Below are 18,215 nucleotides of genomic sequence, written 5' to 3'. Positions count from 1 at the left end.
GTTGGGGGCAATAGCCCCCCACCAGTCGCACCGACTCGGGGAGGGGCACGTGATCGGGGCACACACAGCGGACCACGCGGATGTGGTCATCATCGGGGCCGGGACCGCCGGCCTTTCGGCGGCTCACCGGCTGATCGGCGCAGGGGTCGACGTCAGCGTCCTGGAGGCCGCCCCGCAGGTGGGCGGGCGGATGGCCACCCAGGACATGGACGGTTTCCGGCTCGACCATCTCGGTCCACTGCTCAGCTCCGCGTATCCGGGGCTGAGCGGCACCCCGGGGCTCGAAGGGCTGGTGCTGCGGCACTTCGCGCCCGGGGTGCTCGTCCACAGCGGAGGGCGGCAGTACCGCGCCGGAGATGTACGGAGCGCGCGGGGCGCACTCCGTGCTGTGCGCTCCCGGTCGAGCGCCCCACGCGCGCCTCTGGGCGGGGCCATCGAACAGGCCAGGCTCGGGGCCTGGCTGGCCCGTCTCGCCACCGCTCCCGAGTCCCGGATCCTGGCCAGGCCTGACAGGACCGCGCTCGACGCTCTGGCGGCACGCGGCCTCCCGCCCCGTACGGCCGCCGGATTCCTGCACCCCCTGCTCTCGGCGCTGCTCGGCGACCCCGGGCTCAGCACCTCCAGCCGCATCGCCGAGCTCACCCTGCGGGACTACGCGCGCGGCCGGCTCTGCGTGCCCGCGGGCGGTTCCGCGACACTGCCCGAGCTGCTGGCGGCCGCTCTGCCGCCCGGGACCGTGCGCACCGGGGTGCACGTGACGGCCGCCGACATCACGTCCGTACGCACCAAGGAGCACGGCGAGCTCGGCTGTCGCTCGCTCCTGCTGGCCACCGGCGCGGGAGCAGCGGCCGAGCTGTTGCCCGGTCTGCGGATGCCCGCGTTCCACCCGGTGACCGTGGTGCACCACACCGCCGACGAGGCACCGGTCACCGGCGGCCGTCTGCTGCTGGACGCGGATCGCTCGGGGCCGGTCGCGCACACCGCGGTGATGAGCGAGGTCGACCCCTCGCGCGCCCCGCGCGGCCGGACCCTGATCACCTCCACGGTGCTCGGCCCGCCGCCCAGGAACCTCGACGAGGAGGTACGCGCCCATCTGGCCCGGCTGTACGGCACGTCCACCGACGGCTGGGAGCTGCTGGCCGCCCGTCACGACCCGGAGGCCGTGCCCGCCATGCCGCCGCCGCACGACCCACGCCGGCCCGTCAGGCTGCTCACCGGGCTGTACGTGTGCGGCGACCACCGCGACATCAGCACGGTCCAGGGGGCGCTGCGCTCGGGCAGGCGCGCCGCGTCGGCGATCCTCACGGATCTGGGGGTGCGTGTGCGGCAGGACGACGGGACGCGGCTGCCGACCGCCGCCTGAGACCTTCCGTCAGCCCAGCGCGGCGACCCGGTCGCGGTATCCGCGTACGGCGACGGCGTCCCTGTACGGCTCCAGGCGGCGCTCGAAGTCGCGTACGTACTCCGTCGCCCGCACCGACCGCATCTCCGCCGCCTGCTGGGCCGCCTCGGCGCCCAGCAGGCACGCCTGGTCCAGCTCGCCGAGCCCGAGCCGCGCGGAGGCGAGCACCACCCGGCAGAACAGCCTGCTCCTGGCGTACACCGGAGCGCGCAGCTGGAGCGACCGCTCGGCGTGCTGGGCCGCGACGCGGTACTGCTGGAGGTCGCGGTGGCAGTGGCCGAACTCGTCCGCGAGCTGGGCCTCGTCGAAGTAGCGCGCCCAGTGCGGCGCGTCGTCCCCCGGCCGGGAGATCCCCAGCGCCCGCTCCGCCCGCACCAGCGCGGCGACACAGGACCTGGTCTCCCCGAGGACGCCGTGCCCGCGCGCCTCGACCGAGTGCAGCAGGGCCAGCACGACGGGCGACGCGGAGGAGCCGATGCCCTGCTGGGCGACGCGTGCGAGCTGGACGGCTTCCCTGCCGTGCCCGAGATAGACCGCCTGCCGGCTCATCGTGATCAGCACGAAGGCGCCGTACGCCCGGTCCCCGGCGGCCTGGGCGAGCCGCAGCGCCTGGACGAAATAGCGCTGGGCCAGGCCGTGCGCCGCGATGTCGTACGAGGTCCAGCCTGCGAGCCGGGTCAGATCGGCGGCGGCGGAGAACAGCCGGCGGCCCATCGTCTCGCCGTAGCTGCCCCGGAGCATCGGCTCGGCCTCGTGTTCCAGATACCGGACGAGAGCCTGCCTGGCGTGGCCTCCGCCGTAGGTGTTGTCCAGCGTGCGGAAGAGCTCGCCCACGGAGCGCAGCGCGGCGACGTCACCGCTGCCGACCCGCTGGCCCGCGCCGTGCTCGGTCCCCCGCTGGCGCGGGACGCCCGGGGGCGGTGGCGCGGGGGCGGGCGGACGTGAGGGGCTGGGCCCACGGGTGGAGCCGGACCTGGCGCCGCCCACCGCCTGTGCCGGGCCCGGGGCGCCGGTCCCGTTGGTCTGGTGGAGCCCGTGCGGGGGCCTGGCCCCATGGCCATCGGCGGGCGTACGGGGGGCGGGCAGACCACCGGCGGCGGCAGCGCTGCCGCGCTCCCGCTGCTCACCGTGGCCGACCCACTCGTCGGCCCGTCCGATCAGCCAGTCCCGGCTGGGGACGACAAGCCCCGCGGGCGTGAACGCGATCTTGCGCAGCTCCGCATGGCTGCCCGAGTCCTTGCGCCACAGCCCGCTGACGATGTCGACGGCCTCGGCGGGTGTGGCCGCGAACTCCAGCCCGGCATAGACGGGCGCGCACGCGTCCAGGCCCAGATCCTGGGCGGAGAGCCGGCGCCCGAGCCGTCTGGTGAAGACCTCGGCGATCAGCGCGGGGGTGGTGCCCCGGGGCTGCTGGCCGCGCAGCCAGCGGGTCACCGAGGTCTTGTCGTATCGCAGGTCGAGCCCGTGTTCGAGGCCGAGCTGGTCCACCCGGCGGGCCAGGCCCGCATGGGAGAACCCGGCCTCCGCGATGAGGGCAGCGAGCCGCCGGTTCGGGGTGCGCTGCGGAGGTCGTTCCGACATCAGCTGTAAGGTCTCCTGCCTTCGGCGCCGGGCGGGCAGCCCTCACGGGCTCCCCCCACGATGGGGAGCGGGCGAGCCCGTCATGGAACGGCGCGAACTTAACCGCCCCGGCGGCGGTGTCGATGACCTTCGCTCCATGTTCATCCGATCGTGTGAGGATTGTCGGATCGCTGACGCATGGCCCCCGTCCGTAACCTGCCGGACTCCGTGTTCCGCGGCGGTCGTACAGTGGCTCGGGGCGCACATCAGTGCATGGTGACGTGGCTCAGGGGACCTCCCCGGCCCTCCGCCACCGCGAGTAGGGAGGCACCCGAGTGAGTGAGCTGCGGTTCGTCCGTCTGGGATTCGGTGAGGAACGGGTCGACTACCAGGAGGCCTGGCAGAAGCAGCGCGAGGTGCATGCCGCCCGGTTCGAGGACACCGTCCCCGACACCTGCCTGCTCCTCGAGCATCCGTCCGTCTACACGGCGGGGCGGCGCACGACGGAGAGCGAACGCCCGCTGGACGGGACCCCGGTCATCGATGTCGACCGCGGCGGCAAGATCACCTGGCACGGCCCCGGGCAGCTCATCGGCTACCCGATCCTCAAGCTCCCCCGCCCGGTGGACGTGGTCGCGCACGTCCGGCGGCTGGAGGACGCCCTGATCCGTACGGCCGCCGAGTTCGGCGTGGAGACCAGCCGGGTCGAGGGCCGCAGCGGCGTCTGGGTCCTCGGTGACCCGGTCGAGGACCGCCCGTCGCTCGGCGGGCTCTCCCTCGACTTCGACCCCCGCCTCCACGACGAGGAGTTCGACCCCCGGCTGAACGGCCCCGAGTACGCGCCCTCCAACGCGGGACAGCGCCGCGAGGACCGCAAGCTGGCCGCGATCGGCATCCGGGTCGCCAAGGGCGTCACGATGCACGGCTTCTCCCTGAACGTGAACCCGGACAACACCTCGTTCGACCGGATCGTGCCGTGCGGCATCCGGGACGCCGGGGTGACCTCGCTCAGTTACGAACTGGGCCGCGAGATCACGATCGACGAGATCCTCCCGGTCGTCGAGAGACACCTGCGGGACATCCTGGAGAACGCGGAGCTCGCGCCGCGGGTCATCGCGCCGAAGGAGCCGGCGGCTGAGCCGGCCGCCTCGGTGTAGGGAGAGCGCGGGGAGGGTCGCGGGGAATAGGCCCCCTCGGCCACAGGTTGGCCAGACGTAAGGCCGTTCTAACCACGGGCGTACCCTGGTGTTCGCCGAAGAATCCAATGCAGCGAAAGCAAAGGGGTGCCGGAGTGTCCGGTGTCGCACCCGACGGGCGCAAGATGCTGCGCCTGGAGGTCCGAAACAGCCAGACCCCCATCGAGCGCAAGCCCGAGTGGATCAAAACCCGGGCGAAGATGGGCCCCGAGTACACGAAGATGCAGGCGCTCGTGAAGGCCGAGGGACTGCACACCGTGTGCCAGGAGGCCGGCTGTCCGAACATCTACGAGTGCTGGGAGGACCGCGAGGCGACCTTCCTCATCGGCGGCGACCAGTGCACCCGGCGCTGCGACTTCTGCCAGATCGACACGGGGAAGCCGCAGGCGCTGGACCGTGACGAGCCCCGCCGCGTGGGTGAGTCCGTCGTGACGATGGACCTCAACTACGCCACGATCACCGGCGTCGCACGCGACGACCTGGAGGACGGCGGCGCATGGCTGTACGCGGAGACCGTGCGCCAGATCCACGCCCAGACCGCGGAGCGGGAGAGCGGCGCCACGAAGGTGGAGCTGCTGATCCCCGACTTCAACGCGGAGCCCGAGCAGCTCGCCGAGGTCTTCTCCTCGCGCCCCCAGGTCCTCGCGCACAACGTCGAGACGGTGCCGCGGATCTTCAAGCGGATCCGCCCCGGCTTCCGTTACGAGCGCTCCCTCGACGTCATCACGCGGGCCCGTGAGGCCGGTCTGGTGACGAAGTCCAACCTGATCCTCGGCATGGGCGAGACCCGCGAGGAGATCAGCGAGGCGCTCCAGGACCTGTACGACGCGGGTTGCGAGCTCATCACGATCACGCAGTACCTCCGGCCCTCCCCGCGGCACCACCCGGTCGAGCGCTGGGTGAAGCCGCAGGAGTTCGTCGAGCTGAAGGACGAGGCCGACGCGATCGGTTACTCCGGCGTCATGTCGGGCCCGCTGGTGCGCTCCTCGTACCGCGCGGGACGCCTCTTCCAGCAGGCGATGGAGCGACGCGGAGCGACCGCCGTGACCGCCCCCGCCGTGTGAATCGGCGCACAAGAAGCTACTGAGCGGTAATGCCCGCGACGACGCGGTCCGTACGTCCCCCGCAGGCCAGGGGCCCGTATGGGCCGCGTCGGCGTGCGCGCCGTCGAAATCAGGGTTTCATTGGTGTTTGACCGACCGGTCATGCACTGGTAACACCGAGCAGTGACCCTAGGTACATACGCGGTGGCTCCGCAGCCGCCGTCGTCGCTGCTTCCCGCTACTCAGTGCGCGCCGGGCGCGCGCATCCGCTCCGAGGGGGAACGTCCACCATGCACGCCGCACCGGTACGAGCCAACGCCATCCCGACCGTCGCCACCGCGCTCCGCGCGGTCGAGTCGCTGCTGCTGAGCGGCGGCCAGCGCACCGCCCGCCGCAACGCCTGGACAGCGGTCCTGGAGGACCGCCGCAGGGCGCAGGACCGGGTCGAGGCCGAGCATGTGCTGAAGGCCGTGGCCGACCACCGTTCCTAGGTCGCGTTCCTGCGCCGCTCCGGGGCCACGTAAACTTCTGTGCATGGCGAGGAAGGCAAACACTGACGGCGCGGACAGCGCCGAGAACGCGGGGCGGCTCAAGCAGATCGCCCTGACCTACAAGATGACCAGGCGGACGGACCCCAAGGTGGGTCTTGTCGTCGCGGGTGTGGGAATCGTCACCTTCGGCGTCTTCCTCGCGATCGGTTTCCTGATCGGTCACCCCGTCTACGCGGGCATCCTGGGCTTCGTCCTGGCCTTCCTCGCGATGGCGATCATCTTCGGACGGCGTGCCGAGCGTGCGGCCTTCGGGCAGATGGAGGGCCAGCCGGGCGCTGCCGCGGCGGTGCTGGACCGGGTGGGCCGTGGCTGGACCACGACTCCTGCCGTCGCGATGAACCGCAGCCAGGACGTCGTCCACCGCGCGGTGGGCAAGGCGGGCATCGTCCTGGTCGCCGAGGGCAACCCCAACCGGGTGAAGAGCCTGCTGGCGGCGGAGAAGAAGCGGATGGCCCGCATCGTCGTCGACGTACCGGTGCACGACATCATCGTCGGCGACGGTGGCAACGGCCAGGTGCCGCTGAAGAAGGTCCGCACCACGATGCTGAAGCTTCCGCGGGTCCTGACCGGGGCGCAGGTGACCGCCGCCAACGACCGACTGCGGGCGATGGGCGACCTGATGAGCAACATGCCGCTCCCGAAGGGGCCCATGCCGAAGGGCATGCGGATGCCGCGCGGCGGAAAGATGCGCTGACCGAACACGTAAGAAGAGGAGCGGCCCCGGACGAGTGCGTCGTCCGGGGCCGCTCCTCTTCTTCTCGTGTCCTGTGCTCCCGTGCTCCCGCGTCTCAGATGCGCACCTGGACGGCGCGGGCCAGCCGGTCGTGCAGGCCGCGGCTGTCCCGGTCCCAGACGATGGCCGGGATCACCAGGAGCAGCAGCACCGTCCGCAGGACGACCCGCACGGTGCCGAGCCGTCCGCCGTCCTCGGAGATGAGCCGCAGGCCCAGAATCCGCTTGCCGGGGGTGGAGCCGACGGTTCCGACGGTCAGCAGACTCATGACGAGGAAGACGCCGAGCGCCCAGTTCCCCGCCGCCTGCTGGTCACCGCGAGCGAGCAGCCCGTATGCGATCAGCATGCACACGGCCCAGTCGATGAAGAGGGCCCCGAAGCGCCGGCCGAGCGGGGCCACGGACCCCGGGCCTTCCTGGGGCAGACCGAGGCGCTGACCCCGGTAACCGAAGTCGGCGCCCATCTCCTCGGCCGCCGCGCGGGGCCCCGAGAGCCACGATCCGATTGCTTGCCTGTTGTCCACCCGTCCACGGTACTGCGCCCGCTTCCGCGCCCGTCCTGGCGGGTGCGGAACACATCGTCGAGGTGCCGCCCGCGGTCGCCCTGGTTAACTTGTGCGAAACAAATGGGTCATGCTGGAGAAATCCTGTCTGCCTATGGTCAGGACCAGCGTGTGCCACCGCACTGGCCGCACAGACGAGCTGCAACCCCGCCCTTTCCCGGGTCGGGAGTAGGAGGAGTTGGATGTTCCAGAACGCCGACGAAGTCCAGAAGTACATCGCCGACAACGACGTCAAGTTCATCGACGTCCGGTTCTGCGACCTGCCGGGTGTGATGCAGCACTTCACGATTCCGGCGGCGACCTTCGACCCGGCCGATGAACTGGCTTTCGACGGCTCGTCGATCCGCGGATTCCAGGCCATCCACGAGTCGGACATGGCGCTGCGTGCCGACCTCTCCACGGCCCGGGTCGACCCGTTCCGCCGCGACAAGACGGTGAACATCAACTTCTTCATCCACGACCCGATCACCGGCGAGCAGTACAGCCGTGACCCGCGGAACGTGGCCAAGAAGGCCGAGGCCTACCTCGCCTCGACCGGCATCGCCGACACCGCCTTCTTCGGCCCCGAGGCGGAGTTCTACGTCTTCGACAACGTCCGCTTCCAGACGTCGGCGAACGAGAGCTTCTACCACATCGACTCCGAGGCCGGCGCCTGGAACACCGGTGCGGTCGAGAACAACCGTGGTTACAAGGTCCGCTACAAGGGCGGTTACTTCCCGACGCCGCCGGTCGACCACTTCGCCGACCTGCGTGCCGAGATCTCCCTGGAGCTGGACAAGAACGGCCTCCAGGTCGAGCGCCAGCACCACGAGGTCGGCACCGCGGGCCAGGCCGAGATCAACTACAAGTTCAACACGCTGCTCGCCGCGGCCGACGACCTGATGCTCTTCAAGTACATCGTGAAGAACGTCGCCTGGCGCAACGGCAAGACCGCGACCTTCATGCCGAAGCCGATCTTCGGTGACAACGGCTCGGGCATGCACGTCCACCAGTCCCTGTGGGCCGGCGGCGACCCGCTGTTCTACGACGAGCAGGGCTACGCGGGCCTCTCGGACATGGCGCGCTACTACATCGGCGGCATCCTGAAGCACGCCCCGTCGCTGCTCGCCTTCACCAACCCGACGGTGAACTCCTACCACCGTCTGGTCCCGGGCTTCGAGGCGCCGGTCAACATGGTGTACTCGCAGCGCAACCGCTCCGCCGCCATGCGCATCCCGATCACGGGCTCCAACCCGAAGGCGAAGCGCGTCGAGTTCCGCGCCCCCGACCCGTCCTCGAACCCGTACCTGGCGTTCTCGGCCCTGCTGATGGCCGGCCTGGACGGCGTCAAGAACAAGATCGAGCCCCCGGAGCCGATCGACAAGGACCTCTACGAGCTGGCCCCCGAGGAGCACGCGGGCGTCCAGCAGGTCCCGACCTCGCTCCCGGCGGTCCTCGACGCACTGGAGGCCGACCACGAGTACCTCCAGGCCGGCGGCGTCTTCACGCCCGACCTGATCGAGACGTGGATCGACTACAAGCGCACGAACGAGATCGCCCCGATCCAGCTGCGCCCGCACCCGCACGAGTTCGAGCTGTACTTCGACCTCTGAGGATCAGGCCGATCGGCCCGCACGAACACCGGCGAGGGCCGTCACCCGGAACACCGGGCGGCGGCCCTCGCCGTCTCCGTCCCCGCCCGCGAGGGCCACGGCCGGATTCGGGGGGCACCTACACTGAGATTCCTCGGGCCCGGCAGTGCGGCCCAGGCCGGACAGGAGCGCGCAGGTGGCAGCAGGGAACCCCGACGATCCGTCCGCCGAGGTGCTGGCGGACGCGGCTGCGGCGTTCGGGCTGCTGGCGTCGCCGCCTCGGCTGCACATCGTGTGGGCCCTGGCCGAGGGCGAGAGCGATGTGAGCGGTCTTGCCCACCGGGTGGGCGGTGCCCTGCCCGCGGTGAGCCAGCATCTGACGAAGCTGAAGCTCGCCGGTCTCGTACGTTCCCGGCGGGAGGGGCGGCGGCAGGTGTATTACGTCGACGACGCCGACGTGGTGACGGTGGTACGGCTGATGATCGGCCAGCTGACCACGCGTGCCGCGCGTGATGCTCCGCCCCGCCTCCGTGACCTCGGTGCCTGAGAGCGCGACGGCGGGAGCCACCGATCCTGCGGGCCCCGGGGAGCGGTGGGCGCGACGGGCGGTGGGTACGGATCTCCGGCCGGGCGAGGGGCCGCCGCCCTGGCCCGAGCTGACCTCCCTCCAGGTGTTGCGGCATCTCGACAGCGGGCCCCGCGGGCTCGTCGAGGCGGAGGCCGAGGAGCGGCTGGCCCGGTTCGGCGAGAACACGGTTCCCTCGTGGCGTACGCCCTCCTGGCCGCGCCGGCTGGTGGGGAGCCTGCGGGATCCGTTCACCGTGGTGCTGCTGTGTCTGGGGCTGGTGTCGGCCGTCGTCGCTGCCTGGGGCACCGCGAGTGTGATCCTCTCGCTGGTGGTGGTCAGCTGTGCGCTGCGCGCGGGCGGGGAGCGCCGGGCCGACCGGTCGGTGGCCGCGCTGCGCAGTCTCGTGGCGACCACGGCGACCGTGCTGCGGCGGACGGAGGACGACGGGACGCCCCGGTCACGGGAGGTCCCGGTCGACGAGCTGGTGCCCGGCGATGTGGTGCGTCTCGGCCCCGGTGATCTGGTCCCCGCCGATGTGCGGATCCTGCGCGCGAACGCCCTCACCGTGCACCAGGCGCCGCTGACGGGCGAGTCGGCGCCGGTGGCGAAGTATTCCGTGGACGCGCCCGAGCCCCGGGGCGGGCCGTTCGACCAGCCGCACCTGTGTTTCCAGGGCAGCAGCGTGGCATCGGGCAGCGGCACCGCTGTCGTCCTGTCGACCGGGGCGCACACCCGCTTCGCCGCCACCCAGAGCGGTCCTGGCCAGCGCGTGGCCAGCGCGTTCGACCGGTCGGTGCACGGGATCTCCTGGGTCCTCATCCGCTTCATGCTGCTGACCCCGCCGCTGGTGCTCATGGCCAACGCGGCGCTGCACGGCCGGGGGTTCGAGACGCTGCCGTTCGCGGTGGCGGTCGCCGTCGGGCTCACCCCCGAGATGCTGCCGGTCATCGTCACCACCGCCCTGGCCCGTGGGGCGTCCCTCCTCGCCCGGGACCACCGGGTCATCGTCAAGCGGCTCCCCGCGCTGCACGATCTCGGCGCGGTCGATGTGCTGTGCCTCGACAAGACGGGCACCCTCACCCAGGACCGGCCGGTCCTGCACCACGCGCTGGATGTGCGGGGCCGTCCGGACCGTGAGGTGCTGCACTGGGCGGGCGTCAATGCCTGGTGGACACTCCAGCTCGCCGACCTGCCCGCGCCCGACGCCCTGGACGAGGCGATCCTGGACGCCGTCGAGGAGGACGAGCCACTGGCGTACGAGGGTGTGGCCGCGCTGCCCTTCGATCCGGTGCGGCGGCTGTCCACCGCCGTCGTACGCCGCCCTGGCCGCCTCGGGCTCCACACGATGGTCGTCAAGGGTGCGGCGGAGGACGTGCTGGAGCGCTGCGCGCTGACCGAGGACGAGCGGGCACGGCTGCTCGCGCTCGCCGCGCGGGAGTCACGGAGCGGCCTGCGGCTGCTCGCCGTCGCGACCTGCGAACGCCAGGCCCGCAGCCGCGACTACACCCCGGCCGACGAGCGCGGCCTCACCCTCCTCGGCTTCGTCGCCCTGCGCGACGCCCTCGCGCCGACCGCAGCGGACGCGCTGGAAGTCTTCGCCGACCGGGGCGTCACGGTCAAGATCCTCACCGGTGACCACCCGGGCACGGCGGCCCGCGCGTGCAGGGACCTGGGGCTCGACCCCGGCGTCGTACTCTCCGCCGACACCGTCGACGGCCTGGCGGACGACGAGCTCGCGGACCTGGCCCGCCGCACCACCGTCTTCGCGCGCTGCGCTCCCGAGCACAAGGCCCGGATCATCTCCGTGCTGCGCGCCGACGGACACACCACGGGGTTCCTCGGCGACGGCGTCAACGACCTGCCCGCGCTCCACGCGGCCGATGTCGGGGTCTGTCCGCGCGACGCCGTGGACGTCGTCCGGGAGAGCGCCGATGTGGTCCTGGCCGAGAAGGACCTGACGGCCATCGCCCATGCGATCACCGCGGGCCGGTACAGCAGTGTGAACATCGCCAGCTATCTGCGCATCACGCTCTCCTCCAACCTGGGCAACGTGATCGCGATGCTCACGACCGGTCTGATGCTGCCCTTCCTGCCGATGCTCCCGGCGCAGATCCTGGTCCAGAACCTGTGCTTCGACGCCGCCCAGCTCGCCTTCGCCTTCGACCGGCTGCACCCCTTCGAACTCCGGCGGCCCACGGTGCTGCAACCGCGCCGCTTCCTTCGCTTCATCACCGGCTTCGGGATGCTGGGGGCCGCGGCGGACCTGGCCACCTTCGGTGTGCTCGCGCTGGCCCTGCACGACGCCGCCCACTCGGACGAGGCCGCCTTCCACGCCGGGTGGTTCACCGAGAACCTGCTCACCCAGGCCCTGGTGATGGTGCTGCTGCGCACCGCCCGCCGCACCGGCCGGGGCGCCACGGCGAGCCCGGTCCGCTGGGCCGCCGCCGGGCTCGCCGTGATCGGCATCCTGCTGCCGCCCTCCCCACTCGGGCCGCTGCTGGGGATGACCGCGCTGCCTGCCCTGTACTACCCGCTGCTCGCCGCGGTCCTCGCGCTGTACACGGCGGCGCTCTCGGTCGCCAGGTCCCGCTACGAGGGGGCGTAGCGGCGCCCGGGTCATCCGTACGAGAGTCCCTCGCACAGGTCCTGGTCGGCGGAGCGCGCGCCTTCGGCGACCTCGGTCGGCACTTCGGAGGGGGCCGGGGAGGCCCCGGGAGACCCCGCACCGGAGGGATCGCCGGTGGCCTGACCGGCGTAGGACTGCCCGAGTACGACGTCCAGGCCTTGGTCCGTCGAGGCGTGGAGCTCCCCGGTGCCGAGGAGCCGGGCGAGCGTCTTCGCCTCCTCCTTCCGGCCGGGCCCGTACTCGATGACTGTGCTGCCGTGGTCCTGGCTGTCCGCCGTCGCCGTATCGGTGACGGTGACACCGGCCGCCTCCAGGACGGATGTCGCACGGGCGGCGAGTCCGGTGACCAGGGTGCCGTTGTGGACGGTGGTGGAGATGCCCTTGCCGGAGATCTGCTCGTCGGCGTCCGGCGAGGGGGTGGAGCTCCCGGTGGCACCACGGGTGGAACTCTTCTTCCCGCCGGCATCCTCCCCTTCCAGGGTGCGGTCGGCCTTCAGCGCCGCCCACAGCGCGCCGGCGTCCGGCTCGACGATCGCCACACGCGCGCCCTCGTACCGCCAGGGGATGGTGACGAACCGGGTGTTCCGCAGATCGATGTCCTTCAGCGACATCGCGAAGGAGACCAGCTTGTCGGCCGATCCGAGGCCGGGGTCGACGGTCATGGAGGTCGTCGCCGCGTTCGCGAGCGGGAGCAGTTTCGTGGGCGTGAGTCCGTCGCTCTTCACCTTCTTGAGGAGACTGCCCACGAACGCCTGCTGCCGTTTGATGCGGCCTATGTCGGAGCCGTCGCCGATGCCGTGCCGGATGCGCACGTAGTCCAGGGCCTTCCGGCCGGCGACCTTCTGCACCCCTTCGGTGAAGATGCGCTTGCCGCGCGTGGTGCGGCCGGGGCTCAGGTCCTGCTGGTAGATGTCCTGCGGCACACAGACCTCCACGCCGCCGACGACCTCCGTCAGCTCCGAGAAGCCGTTGAAGTCGACGACCACGGTGTGATCGACGCGCAGCCCGGTGAGGCTCTCGACGGTGTTCTGGGTGCAGGCGGGGTTGCCCTCGGCCGTACTGCCCGTGGCGTACGCCTCGTTGAACATGGCCTGGTGCCTGGTCTCGGTCCAACTGCCGTCGGGCAGCTTGCACGGCGGGATGTCGAGCAGGGTGTCGCGGGGGATGGACACCGCGACGGCGTGCCGGCTGTCGGCGTAGACATGCAGGAGGAACGCCGTGTCGGAGCGACCGACGTCGTTCTTGTCCCCGCCGCCCAGTTCGCTGTTCCCTCCGGTCCTGGCGTCCGAACCGATCACCAGGACGTTCTGCCCGTCGGTGGTGGCGGCGGGCCGGTCGTCGGAGATCCCGTCCGCGCCGAAGGTGTCGATGTTGCCGCTGATCTTGAGATACACCCAGCCCGCACCGGCGGTCATCAGCACGAGCAGCGAGACCGCCGTGACGAGGACGATCCGTATCCGGGACCGCCTCGGCCGCCGTCCTGAGGCCCTGGCCCCCGTGTCGCGCCGGGGTGCGGCTGCTTTCGCCCGGTGACTGCCTGCCATCTGTACGCCCCATTCGTCCGGCTCCGGCGGAGGGGACGACCGAACCCGCCCCAAGCTTGTACAGTTGCGCAATCTAGCAATCTTTGAAGCGTGCTTCGCACCCCGGTGGTGCGCGGGCCCGCGCCGACGACAGAAAGGACGGGGTGACCATGCTCCGCAACGGACTGGAACCCTGGCACCTGCTGGTGCTGGGGATCGTGGTCATCATGCTGTTCGGCTCGAAGAAGCTCCCGGACTCCGCACGCGCACTGGGCCAGTCCCTGCGGATCCTCAAGAGCGAGACGAAGGCGATGAAGGAGGACGGTGCGGCACCCGGCGGCGCCGCGCCGGGTGCCGCACCGGGCACCGCCTCGTCCGAGCGTCCGGCCGCCGCAGCCGAGCGGCCGGTCGCACCCGAGGGCGGCGCCCGGGCCAGGTGAGCACACACCCCCGCCGGGGCGTCAGGGGCTGGCCGCGTCGAAGCCGTAGCGCAGCGGCTCGCCCCTCACCCCCGGCCTGCGCCGGTAGACGTACAGCGCGTCCACCCGCACCCCGGGCGACGGGCCGTCCACCTCGCAGGGGCAGGTGACCTGCACCACCCCGGGCCGGTCGGCGACCCTCATCCGCAGCCCGTCGGCGGGCCCGCCGTCGAGCACCGCCACTTCCCACACCGTCGTAACGTCTCCAGTCATACTCAACACATTAATAGTTGCGCATGTCATAAACTATCGTGAATCCATCACACCGGAACGGCCGCGCCGGATTCCGGAACGTCTCGACTCGGGAGAAGCAGCGCACATGGGCGTCAGCCTCACCAAGGGCCAGAACGTCGTCCTCAACCAGGACGGCACCCCGCTCGCCGACGTCACCGTCGGTCTGGGCTGGGACGCCCGGCCGGTCGGCGGTACGGACTTCGACCTGGACGCGTCCGCGATCGTCTGCGGCACGGACCTGAAGGTCGCGTCCGACGACCACTTCGTCTTCTACAACAACCTCACCAGCCCCGACGGGGCGGTCCGGCACACCGGGGACAACCTCACCGGCGAGGGCGAGGGCGACGACGAGCAGATCCTCATCGACCTCGACCGCCTCGGCGACGAGACCGGCCAGGTCGTCTTCGCCGTGTCCATCCACGCGGCCGAGGAACGCGGCCAGAACTTCGGCCAGGTCGACGAGGCCTTCATCCGGGTCGTGGACAACCTCACCGGCCGCGAGATGTGCCGGTACGAGCTGTCCTACGACGCGGCCGGCGAGACCGCGATGGTCTTCGGCGCCCTCTACCGCAGGGGCGGCGAGTGGAAGTTCCGCGCCATCGGACAGGGCTACGCCTCGGGGCTCGGCGGCATCGCCACGGATTACGGTGTGAACATCGGCTGACCCCGGCGCTTCCCGCTCCGCAACAGTTTCCAGCTTGCGCAATCGATGGAACGATAGCGGCCACTCCGGCGTTGGACCGGATGACGACGCAGACCAGAAGCAATGGAGGAACCCCGTGGGAGTCAGCCTGGCCAAGGGCGGCAACGTATCGCTGAGCAAGGAGGCCCCCGGTCTCACCGCCGTGACGGTCGGACTCGGCTGGGACGTGCGCACCACCACAGGCGCGGATCACGACCTCGACGCCAGCGCCCTGATGTGCAGCGAAGCCGACAAGGTCGTCTCGGACAGCCACTTCGTCTTCTACAACAACCTCAACAGCCCGGACGGTTCGGTCCAGCACACCGGGGACAACCTCACCGGCGAGGGCGAGGGCGACGACGAGTCGATCAATGTGGACCTGGCGTCCGTGCCGGCCGAGGTCGCGAAGATCGTCTTCCCGGTCTCCATCCATGACGCCACCGCGCGCGGGCAGAGCTTCGGCCAGGTGCGTAACGCCTTCATCCGGGTGATCAACCGGTCCGACAACGCCGAGCTGGCCCGCTACGACCTGAGCGAGGACGCGTCGACGGAGACCGCCATGGTCTTCGGTGAGCTCTACCGCCACGGCAGCGAGTGGAAGTTCCGCGCGGTGGGCCAGGGATACGCCTCCGGGCTCGCGGGCATCGCGGCCGACTTCGGCGTCAACATCTGAGCCGTCCGGGGCGGGGCACGGCGCACTGAGCCCGGGGAAGGGGATCCGCGTACGGCGCCCCTCCCCCGGTGGCCGGGCCGCTCCCCCGGCGGCCGGCCCCCGCTCAGTCCGCCAGCAGCTCGCGCAGCTCGGTGACCGCCTCGCGGAGGTGGTCGGCGAAGGCGTGCATCTGGCCGGCCACCGCACGCGGGGTGCTCAGACAGAGGTTGAAGCGGTCCGGCAGCAGGACGTACGCGACGCCGATGCAGCGGCTGCTCGTCGAGCCGAAGCCGAAGTACTGGATGTTCTCGGACGGCGCGGAGCTGGTGCTCAGATAGTCGTCCCGCATCGTGACCCAGCCCGGCGAGCGGTACAGGGCGGGCTGTTCGGGCACACCCAGCGCGTCACCCCGGCGGCGCTGGATCAGCTCCAGCTCCCAGAGGTGCTGCTCGGGTGCCTCGCCCGCCTGGCACTCCTTCGCCCGCGCCACATGGGCTCCGGCGGCAGCCCTGAACGCGGCCCGCCGGGTGTCGCGGTCCGCCGCCGGGTCCTCCATCGCCGCGACGAAGACGGGCATCTCGGGGGTGACGACCCGCATCGCCTCGGTGCGGCCGTGGCGGTACTGCCGGGTGGCGATCGACTCGTACGTGGCCCCCAGGCGGCCCTTCGCCCGCTGGTGGGCCAGCTGGTACGCGGCCTGCACGAAGGCATCGGGCGACGCCCCGAGCGCCTTGGCCGCCGTGCTGCCGAAGTCGCCGAACGACACGGTGCGGGTGGCGGTGTCCGCGCCGTACGCGGCGAACGCCTCGGCCGCGTCACGCACCTGCGCCCGCAGGGTCGCGTCCAGTTCGAAGACCAGGGGGTGCGGCACCGGCTCGCCCTGCGGGCGCGCTCCCGAGCGGCGGGAGTGCTCGTCCGGCGAGGTGCCGAGGAGGGCGTCGGTGAAGCTGAGGACGGTCGTGCCGTCCAGCTCGCAGTGCTCGACGTTGATGCCGGCCCTGCCGTCCGCGTAGACGACGAAGGAGACGGCCTTGTCGAACCAGCGGTTGCCGCGGTCCCCGTGGAGCAGCTCGTCGCAGACGGCCTGGGTGTCCTCGGGTGCGAAGTCCTCCAGGCAGACGCAGAACAGCGCGGTCTCGATGTCCTCCAGCGCCCGTGCGTTGCCGGGGCTGCCGCCGGCGAGGGACGCCCGGGCGTCCGCCCATTCGGCGCGCGCCATGGTGGTGAGGTGGCCGACCCGGTCCGTCGGCGCCGTGTGGACATCGGCCTTGGTGACGGCGCGCAGCGCGGCCTCGATCTCGTCGAGGGTGTGCGGGATGCCGTCGGGGCCGAGCACGTCCAGCCGGAACATGGAGCCCCGGAAGAACACCACGATGTGCCGGGCCGTGGACGGGCCGGGCTCCCGCTCGCTGTACGGGGCGCGCACCGTGTCCAGCGGCACCCCGGGGATACGGGTCGTGGAGAAGAGGTACATGTTCTGCACCATCGACTGGGGTACGCCGCGCTGCTCCACCGGCGCGATCAGCCCCTCGTCGAGCTGCCGCTTGTAGTGCAGCGCCCCGGCGACGAGTCCGGCCGCCCGGTCGAGCTGCCCCTGGCCGGTGTCCTGGAACAGGAAGAAGAAGTTGGCGTTCAGCGCGATGCGGTCCCGGCGGCCGAGATAGCGGTACGGCCAGAACGTGTCCAGCCAGCTGTGCACGCCCTCGCTCGCGTCGTACTCCTCCAGCGCCGCCTGCAGGGTCCTGCCGGGACCGCCCGGCCGCAGGAAGGCGGTGACCTCGGCCTCCGTCGTGGCCCGCTCCTCGGCGGTCAGCAGCGGGGCGCACCAGGCGAGGAACCTCTCGCAGCTCGCCTCCAGCGTGGGCAGCGGCACGCGCGGAAGGGTGCCTTCACGGGCGAAGGTCGCTTCGGCTGCTGCTTCCTGACTGACGTTCAATGCGGCTCTCTTCTCGGTGAGTTCGGCGAGTTCGGTCGGTGAAGTGGTGGGTGGTGGGTGGTGGGTGGTCAGGGGCTGGTCCGCCTGGCCCGCGGCCTGGAGAGATAGAGCTGAGCGTAGAGCCAGCCGTCCTCCTCGAGACCGCTCGCGTCCACACCGGACGCGGCCAGGCCCTCCAGGACGCCTCGCTGTTCCTGCGGGCCCGCGAACCGCCGCTGTTTGAAGACCTCGTCGACCCGTGTCGTCCGGTAGCCCAGCGCGTCCAGGGCCTCCTCGACGGGGTCGAAGGGGAACATCCGCAGCACGAAGTGCGCCATCCAGGGGAGGCGGCCTCCCTGCACGCGGACGACTCGGGTGAGGGTGCGCTCGGTGACATAGCCGATGCAGCCCGTCGAGATCACGAGGTCCGTCCCGGCGAGGCGGGCGCGCTGCGCGGGGGTGGGGTCGCCCGTCTCCAGGTCGGCGTTGACGGTGTCGTCGAGGAACCCCGCCTCCCGGGCGTAGGCCAGGGCGCTGACGGAGGCGTCCAGGCCCGTGAAGCGCAGGGGGTTCGCGGGGCTGCGGGAGCGGGAGAGCGCGCGGTCGCGCTCCAGCAGTCCGGCGCGGGATTCGGGGCCGCTGCCGTCGTAGCGTGCGTACAGCTCGTCCATGGTGGCGTCGTACTTGAGCAGGGCGGCGTTGATCCCGTACGAGCAGCCGATGTCCAGCACCCGTGGGGCGGCCACCCCTTCCGCCTCCCGGTACTCCTTGACGAGCTTGCCGAAGTAGGGCTTGGCCAGCTGCGGGACGCAGTAGCCGAGCGGACGGAGCACCTGGAAGTACGTGCGGGGGTCGGGCGCGGTGTAGATGTGGTCCAGCGAGACTTTTCCTGACGCGTCGAAACGCAAGGGGCTTCTC

17 protein-coding genes are annotated in these 18,215 nt (G+C 71.4%); 11 read left to right on the top strand and 6 right to left on the bottom strand.

Going from position 1 to position 18,215, the window contains the following annotated elements:
* Window positions 1–49: 49 nt before the first annotated feature.
* Window positions 50–1,363, top strand: a complete 1,314-nt coding sequence (locus tag OG623_RS26240; RefSeq protein ID WP_406149751.1) for an NAD(P)/FAD-dependent oxidoreductase — start codon at window positions 50–52, stop codon at window positions 1,361–1,363.
* 9 nt (window positions 1,364–1,372) lie between these two features.
* Here OG623_RS26240 and OG623_RS26235 read toward each other — a convergent pair whose 3' ends face one another.
* Window positions 1,373–2,983, bottom strand: a complete 1,611-nt coding sequence (locus OG623_RS26235; RefSeq protein ID WP_406149750.1) for a regulator — start codon at window positions 2,981–2,983, stop codon at window positions 1,373–1,375.
* Window positions 2,984–3,297: 314 nt separating this feature from the next.
* On the opposite strand from OG623_RS26235, the gene lipB reads away from it, so the two are divergent.
* The 4 genes from lipB to OG623_RS26215 all read left to right on the top strand — a co-directional run bounded on the left by lipB (window position 3,298) and on the right by OG623_RS26215 (window position 6,446).
* On the top strand, window positions 3,298–4,119 hold the full coding sequence (lipB, locus tag OG623_RS26230) for a lipoyl(octanoyl) transferase LipB (RefSeq protein ID WP_406149749.1): 822 nt from the start codon (window positions 3,298–3,300) through the stop codon (window positions 4,117–4,119).
* A gap of 134 nt (window positions 4,120–4,253) precedes the next feature.
* A complete protein-coding gene (gene lipA / locus OG623_RS26225) occupies window positions 4,254–5,222 on the top strand; it encodes a lipoyl synthase (RefSeq protein WP_406149748.1) in 969 nt (322 codons plus the stop codon).
* A 269-nt stretch (window positions 5,223–5,491) separates the two neighbouring features.
* Window positions 5,492–5,692 carry a hypothetical protein gene (locus tag OG623_RS26220; protein ID WP_406149746.1) on the top strand — a complete coding sequence of 67 codons (201 nt, stop codon included), beginning with the start codon at window positions 5,492–5,494 and terminating at the stop codon, window positions 5,690–5,692.
* 43 nt (window positions 5,693–5,735) lie between these two features.
* Entirely contained in the window at window positions 5,736–6,446 is a 711-nt protein-coding gene (locus tag OG623_RS26215) for a DUF4191 domain-containing protein (protein ID WP_406149744.1), read from the top strand.
* 94 nt (window positions 6,447–6,540) lie between these two features.
* Here the strand turns inward: OG623_RS26215 and OG623_RS26210 are convergent, their stop codons facing one another.
* The gene (locus OG623_RS26210; RefSeq protein WP_406149743.1) at window positions 6,541–7,008 is read right to left on the bottom strand and encodes an RDD family protein; all 468 of its coding nucleotides are present in this window, start codon (window positions 7,006–7,008) and stop codon (window positions 6,541–6,543) included.
* 221 nt (window positions 7,009–7,229) lie between these two features.
* Between OG623_RS26210 and glnA the strand changes: the two genes are divergently transcribed.
* The 3 genes from glnA (at window position 7,230) to mgtA (ending at window position 11,791) form a co-directional block, all read left to right on the top strand.
* Window positions 7,230–8,639, top strand: a complete 1,410-nt coding sequence (gene glnA / locus OG623_RS26205) for a type I glutamate--ammonia ligase (RefSeq protein ID WP_406149742.1) — start codon at window positions 7,230–7,232, stop codon at window positions 8,637–8,639.
* A 175-nt stretch (window positions 8,640–8,814) separates the two neighbouring features.
* Entirely contained in the window at window positions 8,815–9,165 is a 351-nt protein-coding gene (locus tag OG623_RS26200) for an ArsR/SmtB family transcription factor (RefSeq protein ID WP_406149740.1), read from the top strand.
* Window positions 9,131–11,791, top strand: coding sequence for a magnesium-translocating P-type ATPase (gene mgtA / locus OG623_RS26195; protein ID WP_406152010.1), 2,661 nt, complete (start codon window positions 9,131–9,133; stop codon window positions 11,789–11,791). The genes OG623_RS26200 and mgtA overlap by 35 nt, the downstream gene beginning before the upstream one ends.
* Before the next feature lie 11 nt (window positions 11,792–11,802).
* Here mgtA and OG623_RS26190 read toward each other — a convergent pair whose 3' ends face one another.
* Window positions 11,803–13,356 (bottom strand): LCP family protein, encoded by a 1,554-nt coding sequence (locus tag OG623_RS26190; RefSeq protein ID WP_406149739.1) that lies wholly within the window; start codon window positions 13,354–13,356, stop codon window positions 11,803–11,805.
* Between the two features lie 149 nt (window positions 13,357–13,505).
* Here OG623_RS26190 and tatA point away from each other — a divergent pair, with 149 nt between their 5' ends.
* Window positions 13,506–13,775 carry a Sec-independent protein translocase subunit TatA gene (gene tatA / locus OG623_RS26185; protein ID WP_406149737.1) on the top strand — a complete coding sequence of 90 codons (270 nt, stop codon included), beginning with the start codon at window positions 13,506–13,508 and terminating at the stop codon, window positions 13,773–13,775.
* 21 nt (window positions 13,776–13,796) lie between these two features.
* Here tatA and OG623_RS26180 read toward each other — a convergent pair whose 3' ends face one another.
* Entirely contained in the window at window positions 13,797–14,027 is a 231-nt protein-coding gene (locus OG623_RS26180) for a hypothetical protein (protein ID WP_406149735.1), read from the bottom strand.
* Between the two features lie 106 nt (window positions 14,028–14,133).
* Here OG623_RS26180 and OG623_RS26175 point away from each other — a divergent pair, with 106 nt between their 5' ends.
* Entirely contained in the window at window positions 14,134–14,712 is a 579-nt protein-coding gene (locus OG623_RS26175; protein WP_406149733.1) for a TerD family protein, read from the top strand.
* A 115-nt stretch (window positions 14,713–14,827) separates the two neighbouring features.
* Window positions 14,828–15,403, top strand: a complete 576-nt coding sequence (locus tag OG623_RS26170) for a TerD family protein (RefSeq protein WP_406149731.1) — start codon at window positions 14,828–14,830, stop codon at window positions 15,401–15,403.
* 103 nt (window positions 15,404–15,506) lie between these two features.
* On the opposite strand, the gene OG623_RS26165 is transcribed toward OG623_RS26170, so the two are convergent.
* Together OG623_RS26165 and OG623_RS26160 are read right to left on the bottom strand one after the other, a co-directional pair.
* Window positions 15,507–17,318, bottom strand: a complete 1,812-nt coding sequence (locus OG623_RS26165) for a choline/carnitine O-acyltransferase (protein WP_406149730.1) — start codon at window positions 17,316–17,318, stop codon at window positions 15,507–15,509.
* Window positions 17,319–17,386: 68 nt separating this feature from the next.
* Entirely contained in the window at window positions 17,387–18,205 is an 819-nt protein-coding gene (locus OG623_RS26160; protein ID WP_406149729.1) for a class I SAM-dependent methyltransferase, read from the bottom strand.
* Window positions 18,206–18,215 lie beyond the last annotated feature (10 nt).

This window comes from Streptomyces sp. NBC_01012, from assembly GCF_045162755.1.
GTDB lineage: Bacteria > Actinomycetota > Actinomycetes > Streptomycetales > Streptomycetaceae > Streptomyces.
The sequence above is the reverse complement of the archived record's forward strand: the minus strand, read 5'-3'. Positions and strand labels throughout refer to the sequence as shown.

Bases quoted from the DNA above. Each gene is read 5' to 3' on its own strand.
- OG623_RS26220 (WP_406149746.1), top strand. From the start codon at position 5,492: ATGCACGCCGCACCGGTACGAGCCAACGCCATCCCGACCGTCGCCACC.
- OG623_RS26175 (WP_406149733.1), top strand. From the start codon at position 14,134: ATGGGCGTCAGCCTCACCAAGGGCCAGAACGTCGTCCTCAACCAGGAC.
- glnA (WP_406149742.1), top strand. From the start codon at position 7,230: ATGTTCCAGAACGCCGACGAAGTCCAGAAGTACATCGCCGACAACGAC.
- OG623_RS26215 (WP_406149744.1), top strand. From the start codon at position 5,736: ATGGCGAGGAAGGCAAACACTGACGGCGCGGACAGCGCCGAGAACGCG.
- tatA (WP_406149737.1), top strand. From the start codon at position 13,506: ATGCTCCGCAACGGACTGGAACCCTGGCACCTGCTGGTGCTGGGGATC.
- OG623_RS26180 (WP_406149735.1), bottom strand. From the start codon at position 14,027: ATGACTGGAGACGTTACGACGGTGTGGGAAGTGGCGGTGCTCGACGGC.
- OG623_RS26190 (WP_406149739.1), bottom strand. From the start codon at position 13,356: ATGGCAGGCAGTCACCGGGCGAAAGCAGCCGCACCCCGGCGCGACACG.
- mgtA (WP_406152010.1), top strand. From the start codon at position 9,131: ATGCTCCGCCCCGCCTCCGTGACCTCGGTGCCTGAGAGCGCGACGGCG.
- OG623_RS26235 (WP_406149750.1), bottom strand. From the start codon at position 2,983: ATGTCGGAACGACCTCCGCAGCGCACCCCGAACCGGCGGCTCGCTGCC.